Here is a 17,644-nt window from a genome sequence, read left to right as displayed (position 1 = left end):
TTGCCGTGGGCTTCGCGGGCGGCGCCGGCGATGGCGATGGCTTCGGCGAAGAGTTCGGCGGTGATGGCCGGGACGCGTTCCGGTTCCAGGCTGAGGGTGTGTTTAACGAGTTCGCGTGAGTGCTGTTCGGTGTCCCCGCCCGGTGCAAGGTGCAGGCCGTTGCGTTCGAGGTGCGCGGAGGCTGCATCGAATCCGCGGTCCGCATAGGGGCCGAAACCCTCGTCCATGTAGTGGATAGACATTCTGATCCTCTCCTCAATGCCGTGCGCCTAACCCGGTAGGGGGCCGGTCCCGGGCTAGGGCTGGCTGCCGTAGATGAATTCCTTCGCGTGGTTGACGGCCTTCCTGAAGGCGTCATTGCGGAGGGTAATCTGGTTTTCCGCGTCCGTTGAGCGTGGTTCAACGTAGGCGGTCAGGCCGGGGTGGAGCACCCAGATGTCCCCGGCGGGCGGGAGGTAGAAGACGCCGAAGGAGCGGTGGCTGGGGTCCTCGGCCCAGATCGGGACGACGGCGACCGCGGCGCCGGTGTCGGGGTTGATCCACTGGGCGCGGGGCAGGGGTTGTTCGTGGACTTCGGGGTCCAGGAACGGGGCTGTTCCCTTGCCCCAGCGTTGTTCGAAGCGTTCGTAGAACGCCGGCATCAGATGGGCATCGTACGGGCGCCAGGCACTCATGGCGGGTTCCTTTTCCAGGTCGGGATCTCAACGGTGATCAGCGGGCGGAGCGGGTCCGGGGGCGGGTCAGAAGCGGATCCACCACAGGAGACGCCGTCCCGGGGCCGGTGTGCCTGGTCTGATGAGGCTTTCCCACCGCACCGGGCCGATGATCAGGGCGGGTCCGGCAGGCCCGGGGTCCCGGTGTGGTGGCGCGGGCTTTGGCGGGGGCGTCTTTGGCCGTTGCCGGTCGTAAACGGCCCGCCTGGCCGGGTCACCCAGAACGGCGTAGGCGTCCATGATCTCCTGGAGCTCCTGCTGATCCTGCCGTTCCTGCCGCTCTCGCTGTTCGTGGGCTGTGGAGTCCGGGCCGGCTGGCGCGGCGCCTGCGTGTCTGATGTCGGGATGACGGGTCCGGACCAGGGCCCGGTAGGCGCGGCCGATATCGCGGGCCGACGCCGTGCGGGCCAGGTGCAGGACCTTGTATGGGTCCGGGTTGTGCTCTGTCATGGTCTGGCTATCGTCTGCTGCTCTGTTCCGGTCCGCGCCCCCAGTACCGGAGGGCCCGGCACGGGCGTGGGGATGGTCCCCGGCCTGGGGGCCGGGGACCACCGTGCGGGAGGCACCGTCGGGGGCCGCTTTTCGCTGCGCAACTGGCGCGTTGGCGTGGCTGCTCTGCATCGCCCTTACTTATCGGCGGCCGGTCCCAGTGCTCCCGGTCCTGCAGGCCTGACCTCCCAGCTGGTGGATCAGGAGGCGTTGATGGCCTGTTGCTCCTTCTTCTCGGAGGTGATCTCGATGCGGCGCGGCTTGGCCTTTTCGGCCACGGGGATCCGCAGCGTCAGGACCCCGGCGTCATAGCTGGCCTTCACCGCGTCCGTATCCAGGGCGTCGCCGAGGATGACCTGGCGGCTGAAGACACCGCGGGGACGTTCGGCGGCCACGAGTTCGGTGTTTTCGCCCGCCGGGTCCTTGCGCTCGGCCTTCACCGTCAGGACGTTGCGTTCGACGTCAATGTCCACTGAATCCACGGCGACTCCGGGCAGGTCGAGGGCGATGACGAATTCCTCGCCCTCCTGCCAGGCGTCCATGGGCATGGCCGCGGGCCGGGCCGTGGTGCCAAGGACCTGCTGGGCGAGCCGGTCAAGCTCGCGGAACGGGTCGGTACGCATCAGCATGGTCTTCTCACTCCTTGAAGTCGGTTCCTGTCATTCCGTCCCAGCCACTGATCTGTTGTGGCTGGTATAGATTTTTTATAGCACCGGTGCGAGACTGGTGCAAGGGGTTTTTGGGTCTTTTGAGGAGGACTGGGATGGAGAGGAAGAACGGGAGAGGTGTGCCGCTGTACGCGATTTCCGTGGCAGCCGAGCTGGTGGGGACCGGGCAGCAGAACCTGCGGCTGTATGAACGGCGGGGCCTGCTGGAACCGGGGCGGACAGGCGGCGGAACACGACGGTACAGCGAGCAGGACCTCGATACCCTGCGCAGGATCAGTGCCCTGCTTGAGGACGGCCTGAACCTGGCCGGCATCCGCCTCGTCCTCGAACTCGAAGCAGCCAACAGGCGCCTCGAACGCGAACTCGCGGCGGCCCGCTCCCGGCGGCGCTGAGCCGGAGACACTTCGGCCCTCGCGGCCGCCAGTCCCGGCGCGGCGGGAAACCGCAGAGGGGAAGCCACCCCACGAATTCAGGCCATCCCGTCTATGTCGGCCATCAGAACGTCGGGACCCTGGCGTTGTGACTTCCGCTTCCGGGCCAGGGCGCTCTGGGGAGGACCGGCGTCGTGCCCGATGTCCGTGCCGTAGGCCACGTCGCCGTCCGCGGGCAGCCTGCCCGTGCCCGATGGCGCCGGCTCCGATGCGGGAGCGGCGGGCAATCTGGACCCGTCGGCTGGGCGTCAGGGCGGGTTTGGAGAAGTCGGATTGATTATCGTTACAAGATGCAGGTTCGGCCTCTGAAGCAGTTAGTAGTGGCATGGATGTCATGGTGGGCTGGAGGCAAGAAAGTCGCCGGTTCACGCGCGATGCCGCGCCAGCGGGTCTTACGTGGCGGCGAGATTGCCGCGGTGCGGCTTTCTTCCGAAACACCCCCGCTGGAAGGCCGTCCGTCGCGGCATGGACATCTGCGCCGGAGTCCAACTTTAGGGGGCGAAACAGGTCAATGGGCCCTGCGGGCCCCGCCCGCCGTCAAAGCCGCGCTCAGTGAAAACGAGGCGAACTACGTCGGCGAGCGGGGATGGTACGAACATGCCCGGAGCCGGAGCCGGAGCCGGGGGCAGGTCCTCGAGCCCCCGCCTTGGATGATCCCTAGTGCTGCCCCAGGCTGCCTCCGGCCGGCGGGATTGTGCCGTTGCCGGCTCCCATCTCGCGATCCGGCTCGGGCTCGCTGAGGCCGGCGCTCATCGGGGTCCCGTCGCCGTCGCCCTCGGTATCTACGAGGCCGTTGGTCTGGTCGAAAGGCTTCTCGGTGGGTCGGTCAATGACTGTGTCATCTGTCGCCCGAGTCATGCCTTGGGCAGTTCCTTCGCCCGGGAAGACGCTGCCCGCGGTCCCTGTGGGAGGCATGGTTGAGGCTGCAGTGTCAGTCCTGGGCGCCGCTTCGCCGGCTGCTTCATTCTGGCCGGTTGCTGCCGCAGCGACACCCGCGGCGGCAGCAGCAGCTAGTCCGGCCCCCGCAATCATCTTCCCGGATACCCCCGCTTTGCCGCTGTCCCCCCGCGAGCCAGCCGCCGCATCGATGCCCGGAGTATCGGTCGAGGCGCCCTCGCTGACAGTTCCCCGCCAGGCTCCGGTGGCGTAGCCTTCGTCCTCGATGAAGGCTTTGAACCGGTTGAGGTCCGCTTCGGCCTGCCTGGCCACAACATCAAGTTTGTCGCCAACCTTTTCCACGATGCCTTCGGGCTCATAGTCGAGGGTCAACATGACCGACGTCTGGCCGCCGCCGACATCTTCAAACATCACCGCGCCAGCATTGGTTGCGCCCTCTGTGGCTGCCCATGCCACCTTTTGGTCAGGTATTTGCTCGAGGATTTTGGCCTGCCACTGCCGCCGTACTCCGGCGATTTCCGCAACCCACTCCAGGCGGTCGTCGCTCAGTTGTTTTACGCTCGTCACCCCGCCCATGAAATGCGGGAAGTCCTCAAACTGGGTCCACTGGTTGTAGGCCACGCTCACGGGAACGTTGACCAGAACACGCTTCTCGACTCGAGTGCTCACGTTATCTCCTTCGGTTTCGCCCACACTTGAAGCCAATGAATCATCAGCATGCTTAGTATATTCACCGTTTCGTCGCAACTGCCAGAGGTTCCGGAAAAGTTCATCCAGAGCGGGGTTGCCCATGAGCTTCTGCCAGGCGCAAGGCGTCCCGGAGTCTCAGCCGGATTTCCTCGGGTGCGAAACTTTGCGCCCGCGCCAGAAGATCACGCTGGCCACGATCGCGACGACGATTACCGCCGCGATGACGTATGGCGCATATTCGACGCGTGTGTCCTTCGCTTCCTTAGTTTCTCCGGTCCCCGGGTCGACCGGATTGCTGGGCGACGGCGTCGCTGACGTTGAGGACGGGGATGTGGTGGAATGCAGGCCAGGGGGGAGCCGGACGTCCCTGAGCGCCGACCTAGCTGCCTGCGGGGGCGTTGCGGTACTGGCATCCGCCTGGGCCTGCATGAAAGCCATGCCGCCACCGAAGAGGAATAAGGCCACGGTGGCGCGCAAGAGTTTTGCCATGGCATTTTGTCTCTGTTGCATGATGTCTCCCTTTTGCGATTGAGGGGATATTCAGTCTTAGCCGGTGGGTTCGGGGGCGGCGTCGGGCTGCGTGGGCCGTTGCCGCGGTGCGAGCGGGGGCGAAGTCTTCCGGCCCTTGCCGGACCCCAGGCCGTCCAGCATTTCGGTCAATGATTCGAGCGAGGACCGTCGTGGCGTCCATTCCAGGAGGTCGTACGCCCGCGCGGTGTCCATGACGGGTGCGCCGGAGGCCATGTCGATCCACCCGCCGTCCGTCGCTTGCAGCCGCAAGCGCCAACTAACCTCGACGAGGGCGCGCAGTGCCGGAAGAGGTATCGGCATCACCCGGCGAGCATTGAAAACCCACCCCAGAGCATTTGGATCGAGGAGGGGTTCGGCCGCGATGTTGAAGGCGCCGTGAGCCCGCCTTTGTAGCACGCGCCAGTAGGCGTCCGCGACGTCGGCGGCGTGCACCGCCTGGAAAACCAGCTCTTGCGGAATGGGCACCACCGGCAACAGCGGCTTACGGGGGACGAGCCGCGCTAGGACATTGCCAAGAAAATAGCGGCCCACCTCGCTCCCGGCCTCGGCGCTGAACGTCAGCGCGGGTCGGAGCCGTGCCACGACGATTTCGGTGTTCTCCTTTGCGAAGGTGTCCAAGAGCTTCTCCTGCGCAGCCTTGTCCTCGCTGTAATGGGAGCCCTTGATGCCGCCGGCCGGCCAGCTCTCATTGGTCCTCGGGTATTTGGGCGCAGGGGAGTAGGCGCCCACTGACGATGCGCACACGACCTGCCCGGTGCCGGCGGTACGGGCCGCAGCAAGAACCTGGGCAGTCCCCGCCACGTTGGTACGGCGAAGGAGCTCCCGGTCATGATTGGGCTGGATCAGCCACGCCAAATGGACCACAGCGTCAGCCCCGGCAAGGGCCGTCTCCAAGGCGGACTGGGCTCCGGGGGTCCCGAGATCAATCGAATGCCACTCCACATCGCGGTACGGGGCCGCGTCCTTCTCGGGTTCACGGCGGGCAACACCAACCAGCTCGAGACTGGCGGCCTCCGCGGCGCGGGCTTCCTGGAGGCGCTTCAAGAGTGCTGTACCGACGTGTCCGGTGGCTCCGGTTATGACGATGCGCATTGGTTCTCCTCAGCCTGATTTGAGGGGGATGGCTTACCCGCTCTGGAGCTCAGGGCCTGAGTACAACCTTGATGCAGCCATCCTGTTTCATTTGGAACTTCTGGGGCCTCTTCCAGAGAACCCTCGTGGGCAACCAGATACATGATTCCCCGCGGATCACTGCCGGCTTCCACCAGCGGGAGCAGATCTTCGGTCCACCTGCTCACGTTGCATTGCCCCATGCGCAGCTAGAGCTGCTTGTCGAACATCGTCAAGAGCGGCAGGGGATCGGCTTGGCCGCCATAGGCTCCCCTTACTGAGGCGGCGCCGCTGCGCCTGCGAGGAGCCGAACGCGGGCACCGGGCCTACCGATCAATGTGGCCGACGCCTGGTCCTCCGTTTCAAGTTCGAGGTGGACAAGCCGGTCTTGGCGGTGGGTGGCCACGACCGAGAAGTTCACGCCGCCCAAGCGCAGGACCTGTCCTTCGAAGACATGACGGAGCCTGTACTTGAGACTGTTCGCCTTAGCGTTAGTTGGCTCAACGGTGCCCGACTTGCCGGTGCTTGCGGCCTTGCCGGTTGTCATAATTTCCTCACAGAGCAATTTAATCAGCATGCTTAGTAGTTCGCAAGGAGGCGCGGTGTCATCGGGCCCGCGGTGGCGACGCCGAGGCTCGACGCGCCGGGCAGGACGGCCTAGCGTGGGACTATGGGCGAGATTCCTGAAGATGATGCGGACGCATCGGCGCAAGGCGGATCAGCTAAAGCCGGCGGCTCCGGCGTCGACGATGCGACGTTCTCTCCGGCTGTCGATCCAGACGACGTCCCGACGCCGAGCCCCCTGGGGGGCGAGGCGGCAACGGGTGCCGGGCCGGTCGTGCCCGGCGCTATGGGCGCCGGGCGAAGGGCAGCCGGCCCTCACATCCCAAGGGACCCAAGGGAGGACCCGGGTACTGTCGCTAATCCCGGGAGCTAATCCGCGCCGGAAACCTGAGGCCCCTGGTGCGCCTGGCGATGCGGCGGGCGCGCTATCTGTTGCCGCAATTGCCTGTGCTTCCGGAGGAGCCGGCCTCAGCCGCGGCCCATGCCTGTGGTCGCATCTTCTTCAGCCTCGGAGGGGTCGGCACGCAGCTCGTCCGGGTTGGGAGATGGCAGACCTGCCGGCCCTGGCGCATCGAGCGGAGCCCCACTGCCCGCACTGTGGGCTTGCTGGCCCGTGCTGTCCTCGGCAGATGGCGGGTCCGTGTCCTCTGGTTTGTCTGCCGGCGGCGGTTGCTTGCTCCCACTGCCAGGCCGGGACTGCCGGCCATTTGCGCCAGCGGCGTTGGATCCTTCGCTGATGGAGGAATGAACCCTGATGTCATCGTCGGGTGCGCCCGGTTCGGGTACGTGTGCGTCGTCCGTCGGGCGGGCGGTTCCCGCCAGGTCCTCCATGGCATTTTTCGCTGCTTTCTCAACGCTGTCACCGATGCCCATCGGTTCTCTCCCTTGCTCCATGCCGCCGGGGGGTTGCGGCCTTGACGATTCCAGAATTATCAGCATGCTTACAAATAGTCCAGAGAAGTCACACGAAAGAAGCAGAAAGGGCGCAGGCATGAGTACCAGCCATAATGACCCGGCAAATTCAGATGCTCGGCGGGGAACGGCCCCTGCCGAGAATTCCACGCGGCCGGAGACCAGCGGTGGGCATGCCGCCGACCCCGCGGCATCGGCCAACCCGGATCCCCTACAGAGTAGGATCACCGGTCTTGAGCCCGGCGGAGGAGTGCCTCCGGGAGAGACCCCTCCGGCCGAGGACCAGATGAGCCGAGACCAGGGCCGCGACGAATAGCCGGCCTGACCCCGCTGTCGCCAGGGCCGGGCCTCCCCGTCGCCGCTGTTCACGACGGCCGAGGCGTAGTGCCGGAGAAGGCTGCCCGGGCAGCTGCAGTCCGCTCGAGGGGTCACATCCGGCTGCATGACCCATTCCGGCTGTCTCCTGCCGAAGCCCGGGCCTTCGGGGGAAGTGGGAGCATCGTGACCAGTACATCCGGCCGATCCAGTGCGGCCCGCGCACGGTCACGGACGAGGACGTCCGCCGCCCCTGGGCCTGGCGCTTAGGGTCGTGCATTTGCACGAAGTGCACGAAATTCTCAACGCAGCCATGGGTCCCGTACCACCACCGACGTGGCAATCGGTGCGGTCGCCGCACAAAACCTGTGTAGCCGGGACGCGACGTTCCGGTTAGTGTCCAACGCCTCCAGGCCTTATCGACTTCGACAATGCGTGTGCGGCAGACCCTGCCATCATGTTGCTCCCCATGTCGGCGCCCATCCGACCTGCCACCGTGCCATGGCTGCGGAAGTCCAGGTCATGGGCGAGTATTCCTGGCAGCCTGGTGCAGACGTGTGCCGTTCAGGGGTCAGTCAGTCGGTATTTCCCGGTTTAGTGCCAAGGAGCATATTCAGTCCCCAGCCCGCGGCGGTGATGAGGAGGATGGCCCCGGCCATGGACAGCAGTTGCAGGGGGCTCGTCAGGATGCCGAGGCTGACGATGAGCGTTGTCGCGCCGGCAGGAGGGTGCGGTTTTCGAAGCCAGGTCAGCACCAGCGTGGTGAGCGCTACGGAAAGGGCCCCGGCGGCAACGTAGGGGACGGTAAGCCCGCTTACTGGGGCCGGCGGGCTGTCCTGGAGGCCGAAAGCGTAAAGGCAGAGGACGCCCGTCACCAGCCCCGTGAAGTGTCCGGCAAGGGTGTTGACCGGCCGGGAGGAGGGCTGTTCCGGGGACTCGAAGAACAGCATCACGGTCGGGCCCAGGCTGGGAAAGAGCCAGGGGAGGTGCAGTGCCAGCCCTACCGCGCCGGCCAGCGCAAGGACGACGAGCGAGAGTACGGCGGCGTAAACGGCTGGCCCCAGTGCGCGGCGGCGAGAGGTGAGCTTGTTCAGAAGGGACGGCGTCAGCATGGGGGCTACCTTTCGGTGTAAGACGCTCAGTGCACGCCAAGGGCCTGCGGGGCTGCCTGGTTCATCCAGGTCTGCAGCCACCGCAGCTGAATGGCGGTCTCGCCATCATGCCGGGACGCGACGTTCAGGGGTTCCCGCTGGCGGAGGGCCGAACCGGGCTGTTCGACCATGTCCCCGGTACCGTCTAGGCGGCGTGCCAGGAGATAGCTTCGCAGCGCTCAACGACGGGGAACTGGATCTCGCGCAGCCTTTGAGGTGAGTGCCCGTGTTGCGCTCGGAACGGCGGTGGAACATTGTCAGGCCGTAGCGGGGTAGCTTGCCAGGATGTAGTCGGTTGCGGCCTGTCCTGTCATCCGTCGACGGCTGTTGCGCAGATCTACGCCGCAACGCCGCATGGCTGACCGGAAGGTGATGTCCTCAACGGGGGTGATGTTGTGGAGCCGGCACCAGCTTGTGTACAGGCCGTAGAGACAATCCGGTCCCAACGGCCAGTGCGTTTCATCCGGGACGGTGGCTTCTAGGAGGAATCGTTCGAAGTGCGAGGTGGCCATGAGGGGCTCTTCTCCGCGGGTGCATCTTTATGCCGCCGTTCGGCTACAGCGGCTCTCTTTGCCGTCGTGCACCCGACGGCAAAGGGTCCCCAACCCGGACGGGTTGCCGAGGACTGATCCGAATCTACAAATTTCCGGCGGCCCTGTCCAGAGCACCGGCCAAACCCGTTTCGACGAAAACCTGCGCATCGGTGAATGCAAGAGAATTGGACTCTGAGGGATTGGTCGCCGACGCCATCACGGAGCGAGCCCAGAAATGTGCGGGCACGTACGCCTTAAACCGCGTGACCGCCACAGCCAAAAAAGCAGCGGGCAATGGAACCGCCGTAAGTGAGATCGCCAGTCGCTGGCCTGTCGATGGCCGCCAGGTCAATGCCGGTAAGCTCAAGCGGACCCAGGGCAACCAAGGAAAGGAGCACGGCCAACACCAGCGGATTTTCCGGGTCTGCGCCGCCGCGCCAAGGCGCGCAGTACACAGGTCCAGGGCGCCTCAAGCACTTCCTCGTGGCCGCCAAAGCAGCACGTCTCAGCCAGCGGCCAAGACACCACGACGGTCGTGGGGAAGCGCTCCAACAACTCTTGAGGCATCGCCACTACTGTCACGGGGTGAAACAGATTTTCGTGACGCAGACGCCGCGTTTTGAAGGGTAGAAGGGGAATCGACGTCGTACCGGACCGTCCCGTGTCTTGGAAAGTGGCGCGCCGTGAATCATCTCGGGGGCCGGCAGGGTGTTTAAGCAGCGCGCGGTGACGGGCGTGGGACCCGGACTGGCTGGAGACTGGTCACATGCTCACGTGTGGAAGCTAGACCGTTGGGGCTGGACTCAGGCACGTCTTGGACATCATCGGCGACATCAGGGAAGGGTGGGGCAGGCATCGTGTCCCCGGACCTAAGGACTCGACACGACCGGGCCCACATGAACCGCAGCGCCCGCGATCATGGCCGCATTCGCTCAGGTGGAGCGCGACACGATGACCGAACGCACCCGAGCAGGACTCGCCGCGGCCAACAAACCGCCACGGCGGAAGGCCCCGCAAAATGGACGAAGCTGCCGCTGCCGGTCCCGAGGACCCTAAGGGCAAAGGAGTCAGCGCCTCTGACACAGACGGGATGCTCGAGTCTCCGCGCCACGGTCCAGCGGCACCTCATTTATGCCTAAGGCTGGTAGTCCTCCTCTGTCGGGCTAAAGCCTGCACGGTCCACCTTCCGGTGGTAGTGAACCCCGGTGAGTCCGCCCAGCACGGCGCCTACCAGGGCCGTGGCGGCCACCGCGATGGCCGCAATGACGCCGTCGAGACTCAGTTCCTCCCCGACCAGTGGAAGGCGGGCGAAACTGTTGACCGTGGTCAGGACATTGGATTGCCCGATAATCGCCAGCAGCGCCCCCGCCCCGGCTCCGATGACGCCCCAGAGCCAGACCATGAGCCCCTGGCCGACGCCGTTGAAACGCGCCATCCGCCCTGCCACGTAGCCACCCGAAAAATAGGCGAGGAACTGGAGCGACAGAAGGACGAACGTACCGGTCATGCCATCTGACGATTTCTGGCCGGCCGGGGCGAGCGGGTCCGTGGCGGGCAGAAAACCGGCCCTGCCGGCCGCCCCAACCAGAGCAACCAGCAAAACTGCCATTGCCGTCGCGACCAGCCAGCCGAAGAAGGCCGAGCCGATCTTGATGCCGCCGAAGCGCTCCTCTTCCCGGGCGACCACGGTTTCACGGACAGCGGCGGCCGGATCTTCCGGCAGCATGCCGTCCGCCGGGCCGGCTGTGTCCTCAACGTACCCGTCGATCTCGCCGTCGGGGAAAACACCGTCAGTCTCTTCGTAGAAGCGGTCGTCAGCACTGAGGTCAGAAGCGCGACTTTCCGTTTGATTCAGGGGTTCAGGAGTGCCGTCCCGGTCTGCGTCGAGCCGTCGCGCATCATCAGGACCGCTTGCGCTGCCCATCACGCATCCACTCTTGAGAGATCTGCCGGGCCCATTTCTACCAGGCTCACTCCCAAGGTGAACCGTGCCGGACGCTAATAAAAAACTATGCGCCCTCGGGCCGGTACACGAGGGGCTTTGGGCCCGGACTGGTGTCTGATGGTCGAGCCGAGCCGTGTGCGAAGGCCGCGGATCAGGCGGATAGGCCGAAACATACGAGAGGGCTGCAACGGACGGAATCCACTGACTCCGACGGCCGGTTCCTTGTCAGGGCCCGGGCCGGGTGGTTAGCCTGTTTCACGGGGGACACGGTGAGGGGAGCGGGTCCGGAGGCTGCGGGCCAGCTTTCACGGACAAAGGAGTCTGTCATGTCTACTGTTTCCCATCCGCGTAAACCCGGGCCGCCCAGCGGATCCCATGGGAGGCGGCTCTGGTGCACTCAATGCCGGACGGATGAGCACCTGATCATCGAATCCATCGACACCCCTCGGCCGCCGCGTACCGGGCTGCTGGACGTCGCCTACACCTGCGTTGAATGTGACTTCTTCTACGCCCACACCGCATCGGTGGCGGATGTTGCTGAGGTCCTGAACCGGCCAGGTCAAGGATCCGGGGTGCTTCAGTTCGGCGGCAACTACGTGCATTGCGGGGAGCCGATGACAATGGCCGGAACCCAGCAGCGCAGCGTCCACGCCGCACTCTCAACTGAACGGACCGGTGAAGGACCCTTGGAGGTGTACCTGCGCACCAGGGTGCTGCGCTGCAACTGCGGGTTCCAAATGGAACTACCCGACTGACGCCCTTGGCCCGGCGCCGAGCCGATGCTCTCTGAACCATGTCACCGCCGGCACCCCCGCACTCCCGTTCCGGCTCCGGTGCCAGAGATCCGCAAACAGTGCCGTCCAGTCAAGGGCGAAGGAACGGAGCAATGATGGCTGATCCGGAAATCCATCCGTGTAACGCCTTCGCGGGTCGGGGCGTGTACGTGCTGGATGACCACGAGGTCGTCAGGCGGGGGCTGCGCCAGCTGGCGGTATCCGATGGTCTCGGCATCGCCGGGGAATCCGGGTCCGCGCGCGAAGCCGTTCGGCGAATCCCGGCCCTTCGCCCGGAACTGGTCATTATTGATGATAATCTTCCCGACGGTTCCGGTGCCGACGTGTGCCGCGCCGTTGCTGTGGCGGACCCGCGCATCCGGTGCGTGCTGATGACCGAGGCGGGTGATGAGGCCGTGCTGATCGACGCTATTCTGGCCGGCGCCTGGGGGTGCCTGTCCAAAGAGGACGAGAGCGGCGAACAGCTCAGGCTCATCGGGCGGGCCCTGGCCGGGCACACCGCATTCAGCGGCCGGTTTTATCCGTCGATCGTGGCCCCGTTCGCCCTGCTCGAGCCGCACCGCCCGGACGAGCGACTCCTGACTCTTACGAGACAGGAAATGAGTGCCGCCGTCGGTCTGGCGAAAGGACTGAGCAACCGCCAAATCAGCCAGAAGATGTTTCTGGCGGAAAAAACCGTAAAGAACATGGTCTCGACCATCCTGGCGAAACTCGGCACGGCGACCAGGACGCAGGCCGCCCTCCTCGTCACCATCGCCCTCGACGACTCCGAAGACACGGCGGACGGAGGCTACCGGTCCAGCAAGTTTCCGGATCTGATCCCCGAGGTCACGGCAGCACTGTTGAACTGCACCAGCGAGGCCCGCACCGTGCCACCCACGGATCAGGAGCGGGCAGCGGACGCCGCCCGGCTCGCTGCCGCCCTCGCCGCGGCCCGGACCGGACCCGGGATCAGCCGCCCGGGCAACCCGGGTCACTCGGCCTTTCCGTGGGGAGCCTGAGGAAACAAGGTCGGAGACTCCCTGGCTTTCCAAACCTGATGAACCCGGAGAACCGCCCTGGTGCCCGAGACGGCCGCCAAATCCGATGCCCCAGCACTCGCTATCTCAGTGATTTCTCAGCACAGCCGGGCAACGTCAGTGTGAGGCTGCGGCGCCCGCCCTGCTCGGGCCAGGTTGATTGCTGTCCCGGGCTGCCTCCGGTCGGCGGGACAAGGCCGGCGCCGCCGTCCGGGCTGTTTCCCGCTCAGCCGCGTTGGTGGTGTCGCTCACGGCCGTCCCGCCCGGATGGCCTTCGGTGTCAACGAGGCCATTGGTCTGGTCGCAAGGCTTCGCCGCGGACCGGCCCAGTCTCATCCGTCGGGGATGGTGCTAGAGGCCGGACCGGTCGCGGGATGTGGACTTTCCGGTGGGGCGTTGGGCGGCGGAATCGTCGGTGCCGGTGTCCGTCCGGCCCGGTTCCTTGCCTTCTTCCTTGATGACGTCCTCGCCTCTGCGCGTCGCGCTGACTCCGGTGCCTGCCGGCGGCAGGTCGGCCGTGCTTTGTTCGCTCGGGGCCTCTGCGGACTCCGGGCGGTCGGGGTCTGCGGCGGGTTCTTCGCTGCCGAAGGCCCGTGCGGTGCCCTCGTGGTCGTCCGGGTTCCCGACGTTTCGATCCTTATAGGGCGGGACCGCACTGTCTCCGCTGTTAATGTCGCCCCCGGGGGCCCGGTTGGGACCGCGCTGGTAGTCGCTGCCGGCGCGGCCGTCCTTGGGCGGGGTTGTTGGTGCCATTTGATTGTCCTTGAACTGTCGTCGGGGTGCTGCCGGGTCTGGCTGCGGGCGTGGCCGCTCAGCGGCCGGCAGCGTCTTTAGCCGGCAGCGTCTTTATCGGTCGGATGTTGTTCCCGCGCCGGGTGGCGGGCGTGTTCGAGATGGTGTGCGAGCTTTTCTTCAGCGTCTGCACGTCGTTTCCCGATGATGCGCATCTGCTGCGTGGTCAGGTTCTCGCCGGGCACGTAGTGCCCGGTGCCGCGTGGCCGTCCCGCGCCGCCCGCGGCAGGACCAGGACCGGAATGTTCGCTCATATACGCATGTTCCCACGGCACATCCCCCAGTAAAAGAGCCAAATTTCTGCTCTGGTTAACCCCCTTTTACGATGAACTCCATGGGCCTCAGGGAGCGCCGGGTTTGTCGGAGCCGTCCCCAACGGCGTTTCGTCCGACGCCGAAGGGTCTTCTGCTCCGACGGCCGCCGGCCGGGGCGGGAGCCGCCCTACCCGACGGGGAGTCTGCTGCACGGTCCGTATCCAGCGCCCCTGCTTTGGAGGCCTGTCACTGCGGCACCCAGCCCCAGGGCCGCACGGGCGGGACTTGGCCCGGACCGCGCGGTGGCGGCTTCCTTGGGATGCTTGTTGTCGGGCGGCAGCTATGTAGTGGAGGGTGATTGTGGGATGTTGGAAACGAGGAACCGGCGGCGGGATGGGGAGAGGCAGATGAGCGATACGGGTCACCACGCCATTCCGGCGGAGGTCAGGAGGCAGGTCACGGAGGCGGGGACCAGCAGCCGGTTGACTGCGTGGTTGCTGGAGGACCGGGTTGAGCCCGTCGTGGGACCGGGCGCCCGTGAGGACCAGGGCCGCCCCCACGCCTGGTGGAAGGTCATGTGTCTGACAGGGGTGGACTACTTCTCCACCCTGTCCTATCTTCCGGCGATAGCTGCCCTGGCGGCCGGAGCGTTGTCTCCGTTCGCCACGCTGCTGATTGTGGCCCTCACTCTTCTGGGGATGCTGCCGATGTACCGCAGGGTCGCCGAAGAGAGCCCTCACGGCCAGGGCTCGGTGGCGATGCTCGAACACCTCTTGCCGTTCTGGCGGGGAAAAATCTTCGTTCTGATCCTGCTCGGGTTCGTGGCCACCTCATGGATCATCACCATCACCCTTTCCTCGGCGGATGCCACCGTGCACATGCTGGAAAACCCGTACCTGCCCGGTTTTCTGCACGGTCAGGCCGTGCCAATTACCGTGGCGCTGCTCTTAATACTGGGCGGCGTGTTCCTCCTCGGCTTCAGCGAGGCCGTCGTAGTCGCGGTCCCGCTGGTAGCCGTTTTCCTGCTCCTGAACGCGGTCGTCATCGGCGCCGGAATGATCGAGGTGGTCAATAACCCTGCCTCCCTGGCGGCCTGGACCGGTGCCCTGCCCGCACGGGATGGCCCCGGAGCCATCCTGGGACCGGCGCTGATCGCCTTCCCGTTGCTGGTCCTGGGGCTTTCAGGCTTCGAGACCGGAGTGAGCATGATGCCGCTGGTCGCCGCCCCGGGCAAGACCCCGGAGGAACGCCTCGCCTCCCGGATCCGGAACACCCGGAAGCTTCTGACGGCAGCGGCGGCCATCATGAGCGTGTACCTGCTGGGCAGCAGTTTCGTCACCACGGTGCTGATCCCGGCTCAGGAGTTCGAGCCCGGAGGCCAGGCCAACGGGCGCGCCCTGGCGTACCTGGCCCATGAGCTGCTGGGCAGCACCTTCGGTACCGTTTATGACATCAGCAGCATCCTGATCCTCTGGTTCGCGGGTGCCTCGGCAATGGCGGGTCTGATCAACATTGTTCCGCGTTACCTTCCCTCCTACGGCATGGCTCCGGAATGGGGCCGGGCCATCCGGCCCGTGGTCCTCGTCTACACGGCCGTGTGCATCCTGATCACCCTTGCCTTCCACGCCGACGTCAACTCCCAGGCCGGTGCGTACGCCACAGGGGTCCTGGCCATGATGGTCTCCGGTTCGGTCGCGGTGACCATCTCCGCCCACCGGCGGCGGCAGCGTCGGGCAACCCTGGCCTTCGCTCTGCTCTGCTTGATCCTGCTCTACGCACTGGTCGCCAACATCATCGAAAAGCCCGACGGTCTGACCATCTCCGCCTTCTTCATCCTCGGTATTGTGGCCATTTCCCTGGTCTCCCGCGTCGCCCGGACGACCGAGCTCCGGGCCGACGTGATCCGGTTCGATGACAGCGCCCGCCGCTTCATCAAGGACTCCCTGGACTACGACGGCGAGCTGAACCTGATTGCCAACCGGCGCCAGGCCGGGGACGCGCAGGAATATGCGGAGAAGGAACGGGACCAGCGCGGCCTGAACGCAGTTCCCGGAGCCGCGGACGTCATCTTCGTCGAGGTCGACATCATCGATCCGTCGGAGTTTGGCAGTGTGCTCGAGGTTAGGGGTGTCGAAGTGAACGGATACCGGGTACTGCGGGCCGAAAGCCCGGCAGCTCCCAATGCCCTAGCCGCGATTCTTCTGGCACTCCGTGACACCACGGGGGTCATTCCGCACGCCTTTTTCGAGTGGTCCGAGGGTAGCCCTTTGGCGCACCTGATGCGCTACCTCCTGCTGGGCCGTGGCGACACACCTCCCGTGGTGCGCGAGATCCTGCGGAAACACGAATCCGATCCCGCCCGAAGACCACGCATCCACGTCGGCTGACTCGTCTTCGCTGCCCCCGCCACGGACCGGCCTCAAGCAGTTGGGCGGCGCTTGGGCGAACTTCTGCACGGTTACCGGCACGTTGGAGGCGCACGGCATCTGTCTGGGTCACTCGTTTCCGGTGTCGTTCAGGGCGGGGTTGTATGCGGTGAATCCTTCCCGGAGGCGGACGGTGTCGGTCCCGATCGTGTCGATGTCGGCCCAGAGCACGAGGAATGAGCCGCGGTGCCGCCAGCGGAGCAGGTGGCCGATGGGCCAGGGCGGGTCGTCGGCGCCCTGCCGTTCGTTGGCGGAGGCACGTGTTGCACTCCGGGTCCCCAAACCACTGCCACCGGCACTGCCACCGGCCCGCACAAGGCAGGCGCGCGGCTGGGTGCCAACTGATGTGGGCTTCGAGGAATTCGGGGTTGTCGCTCGGGCCGTTATCCGGCGAGAGCCTCTGGTGGGGGTGTCGGTGAGTCTGCCTGAGGCTGGTTGTCGTGCCTCGGCCTTATCATCTCGGTTGCTATTGCATCGCCGTCAGGTTCACTCAGTGTGGGGCCTAAGGCGGTACGGATGATCCTGGCAGCTTCCCGGTACCCGTCGCCGAGTCCCGCAGCCCTGATCGTGTGGATCGTGCCGTTGCCATCAAACTGCGTTGCGATCCGCTCGCCCCGCTCAGCGAAGTCGGATGCCACGGCTTCGACTTTCTCGAGCACGGCTACTTGATCCCGCACCAGGGAGAGGAGATAGCGGCGGTCACGTACGTTTTTGTCGACGATGCCGCCCGCGTATTCCTCCTCGTCCGCGACGAGCCGCGCTTCGATGGCGGCCAGTTCATCAGAGGCGCTCAATGGGTCCTCCTTCATGAAGATCTTGCCATTAGAAACCCTGCGAACGGAGACGCTCGTTCCGGGGCGGGTGGGTCACGGAACGTCAATGCCGGGGGCTGCCCGGCGGGGCATGGGTCATGGACTCCGGGGGCGCCGGGAAGGTGGCGGTGGGGTAGAACGGGGCTACCTCCAGCATGTAGTTCGCCCACTGCGGGCCGGCGAGCATGTATCCGTCGATGGCCTTGTAGAACTTGCCGTTGACGGTGATGTTCTGCCCGGGCCGCTTCTGGCCCTCCAGGGCGTCGCCGAAGAAGGAAGCCGTCGCGAGGCCGCTTGTGTAGCCCACCACCCAGGTGGCGCCGTTGGTATTGGACGTGCCTGTCTTGGCCGCGACCGGGAACCGCTCCTGGACCTTGGGCTTGATATAAACGCCGGACCCGCGTTTGAGCACGTCCTGCAGCACGGCGTTCACGCCGCGGGCGACCTCGGGCTTGATCGCCTTGTGACAGGAGCTGGTCTCGGCCGGCAGTTTCTGTCCCGCCGCGTCGTTCACTGCCGAAATGGCAATCGGCGTGCAGTAGGTTCCGTCGTTGGCGAAGGTGGCAAACGCGTTGGCCAGATGGAGAGGCGCCACGCC

Annotated in this window: 21 protein-coding genes and 1 pseudogene; 5 read left to right on the top strand and 17 right to left on the bottom strand. The window is 65.7% G+C overall.

From position 1 onward, the window contains the following. The 4 genes from B5X90_RS20360 to B5X90_RS20345 all read right to left on the bottom strand — a co-directional run. Positions 1 to 242: hypothetical protein (locus B5X90_RS20360; RefSeq protein WP_143264852.1), on the bottom strand; the 242-nt coding region annotated here is incomplete at its 3' end. 54 nt (positions 243 to 296) lie between these two features. Then, complete coding sequence (locus tag B5X90_RS20355) at positions 297 to 674, bottom strand: hypothetical protein (RefSeq protein ID WP_079555708.1); 378 nt, start codon at positions 672 to 674, stop codon at positions 297 to 299. 66 nt (positions 675 to 740) lie between these two features. After that, positions 741 to 1,163, bottom strand: a complete 423-nt coding sequence (locus B5X90_RS20350; protein ID WP_143264851.1) for a J domain-containing protein — start codon at positions 1,161 to 1,163, stop codon at positions 741 to 743. Between the two features lie 239 nt (positions 1,164 to 1,402). Then, positions 1,403 to 1,831, bottom strand: coding sequence for an Hsp20/alpha crystallin family protein (locus B5X90_RS20345; protein WP_079555706.1), 429 nt, complete (start codon positions 1,829 to 1,831; stop codon positions 1,403 to 1,405). Between the two features lie 134 nt (positions 1,832 to 1,965). Here B5X90_RS20345 and B5X90_RS20340 point away from each other — a divergent pair, with 134 nt between their 5' ends. After that, positions 1,966 to 2,262: a MerR family transcriptional regulator gene (locus tag B5X90_RS20340; RefSeq protein WP_079555705.1), complete on the top strand. Its 297-nt coding sequence runs from the start codon at positions 1,966 to 1,968 to the stop codon at positions 2,260 to 2,262. A gap of 696 nt (positions 2,263 to 2,958) precedes the next feature. Here the strand turns inward: B5X90_RS20340 and B5X90_RS20335 are convergent. The 4 genes and pseudogenes from B5X90_RS20335 to B5X90_RS21765 form a co-directional block, all read right to left on the bottom strand. Next, a complete protein-coding gene (locus tag B5X90_RS20335) occupies positions 2,959 to 3,867 on the bottom strand; it encodes an SRPBCC family protein (RefSeq protein ID WP_079555704.1) in 909 nt (302 codons plus the stop codon). Between the two features lie 156 nt (positions 3,868 to 4,023). Further along, positions 4,024 to 4,377, bottom strand: a complete 354-nt coding sequence (locus B5X90_RS21120) for a hypothetical protein (RefSeq protein ID WP_143264850.1) — start codon at positions 4,375 to 4,377, stop codon at positions 4,024 to 4,026. Between the two features lie 57 nt (positions 4,378 to 4,434). Continuing rightward, positions 4,435 to 5,511, bottom strand: a complete 1,077-nt coding sequence (locus tag B5X90_RS20325; RefSeq protein ID WP_079555702.1) for an NAD-dependent epimerase/dehydratase family protein — start codon at positions 5,509 to 5,511, stop codon at positions 4,435 to 4,437. A gap of 49 nt (positions 5,512 to 5,560) precedes the next feature. Further along, positions 5,561 to 5,828: pseudogene (locus tag B5X90_RS21765) on the bottom strand (glutathione-dependent formaldehyde dehydrogenase); the annotation flags it as partial. A 1,256-nt stretch (positions 5,829 to 7,084) separates the two neighbouring features. Between B5X90_RS21765 and B5X90_RS21760 the strand changes: the two are divergent. Then, on the top strand, positions 7,085 to 7,321 hold the full coding sequence (locus B5X90_RS21760; protein ID WP_079555700.1) for a DUF6480 family protein: 237 nt from the start codon (positions 7,085 to 7,087) through the stop codon (positions 7,319 to 7,321). A gap of 574 nt (positions 7,322 to 7,895) precedes the next feature. Here B5X90_RS21760 and B5X90_RS20305 read toward each other — a convergent pair. From B5X90_RS20305 to B5X90_RS20295, 4 genes are all read right to left on the bottom strand, one after another. After that, a complete protein-coding gene (locus B5X90_RS20305) occupies positions 7,896 to 8,432 on the bottom strand; it encodes an HPP family protein (protein ID WP_079555699.1) in 537 nt (178 codons plus the stop codon). 26 nt (positions 8,433 to 8,458) lie between these two features. Further along, positions 8,459 to 8,602, bottom strand: a complete 144-nt coding sequence (locus B5X90_RS21340; RefSeq protein WP_179129252.1) for a hypothetical protein — start codon at positions 8,600 to 8,602, stop codon at positions 8,459 to 8,461. Between the two features lie 126 nt (positions 8,603 to 8,728). Further along, complete coding sequence (locus tag B5X90_RS20300) at positions 8,729 to 8,983, bottom strand: hypothetical protein (protein ID WP_079555698.1); 255 nt, start codon at positions 8,981 to 8,983, stop codon at positions 8,729 to 8,731. Between the two features lie 1,156 nt (positions 8,984 to 10,139). Next, positions 10,140 to 10,928, bottom strand: coding sequence for a hypothetical protein (locus tag B5X90_RS20295; protein ID WP_179129254.1), 789 nt, complete (start codon positions 10,926 to 10,928; stop codon positions 10,140 to 10,142). Positions 10,929 to 11,275: 347 nt separating this feature from the next. On the opposite strand from B5X90_RS20295, the gene B5X90_RS20290 reads away from it, so the two are divergent. Continuing rightward, positions 11,276 to 11,704 (top strand): hypothetical protein, encoded by a 429-nt coding sequence (locus tag B5X90_RS20290; RefSeq protein WP_079555697.1) that lies wholly within the window; start codon positions 11,276 to 11,278, stop codon positions 11,702 to 11,704. 131 nt (positions 11,705 to 11,835) lie between these two features. Then, positions 11,836 to 12,744, top strand: a complete 909-nt coding sequence (locus B5X90_RS20285) for a response regulator (protein ID WP_079555696.1) — start codon at positions 11,836 to 11,838, stop codon at positions 12,742 to 12,744. A 369-nt stretch (positions 12,745 to 13,113) separates the two neighbouring features. Here the strand turns inward: B5X90_RS20285 and B5X90_RS20280 are convergent, their stop codons facing one another. Next, complete coding sequence (locus B5X90_RS20280) at positions 13,114 to 13,515, bottom strand: hypothetical protein (protein WP_079555695.1); 402 nt, start codon at positions 13,513 to 13,515, stop codon at positions 13,114 to 13,116. Positions 13,516 to 13,592: 77 nt separating this feature from the next. Next, positions 13,593 to 13,808, bottom strand: a complete 216-nt coding sequence (locus B5X90_RS21105; protein ID WP_143264848.1) for a hypothetical protein — start codon at positions 13,806 to 13,808, stop codon at positions 13,593 to 13,595. A gap of 407 nt (positions 13,809 to 14,215) precedes the next feature. Here B5X90_RS21105 and B5X90_RS20270 point away from each other — a divergent pair, with 407 nt between their 5' ends. Then, positions 14,216 to 16,195, top strand: a complete 1,980-nt coding sequence (locus B5X90_RS20270) for an APC family permease (protein WP_079555693.1) — start codon at positions 14,216 to 14,218, stop codon at positions 16,193 to 16,195. A 108-nt stretch (positions 16,196 to 16,303) separates the two neighbouring features. Here the strand turns inward: B5X90_RS20270 and B5X90_RS20265 are convergent, their stop codons facing one another. The 3 genes from B5X90_RS20265 to B5X90_RS20255 form a co-directional block, all read right to left on the bottom strand. After that, a complete protein-coding gene (locus B5X90_RS20265; protein WP_079555692.1) occupies positions 16,304 to 16,516 on the bottom strand; it encodes a hypothetical protein in 213 nt (70 codons plus the stop codon). 101 nt (positions 16,517 to 16,617) lie between these two features. Next, positions 16,618 to 17,028 carry a hypothetical protein gene (locus tag B5X90_RS20260; protein WP_143264847.1) on the bottom strand — a complete coding sequence of 137 codons (411 nt, stop codon included), beginning with the start codon at positions 17,026 to 17,028 and terminating at the stop codon, positions 16,618 to 16,620. Between the two features lie 82 nt (positions 17,029 to 17,110). Then, positions 17,111 to 17,644, bottom strand: a 534-nt coding sequence (locus tag B5X90_RS20255; protein WP_256860364.1) for a penicillin-binding transpeptidase domain-containing protein, incomplete at its 5' end; no start/stop codon positions are given.

It is taken from the genome of Arthrobacter sp. 49Tsu3.1M3 (assembly GCF_900168135.1).
Lineage (GTDB): Bacteria > Actinomycetota > Actinomycetes > Actinomycetales > Micrococcaceae > Arthrobacter.
This window is presented reverse-complemented; position numbering and strand designations above follow the sequence as displayed.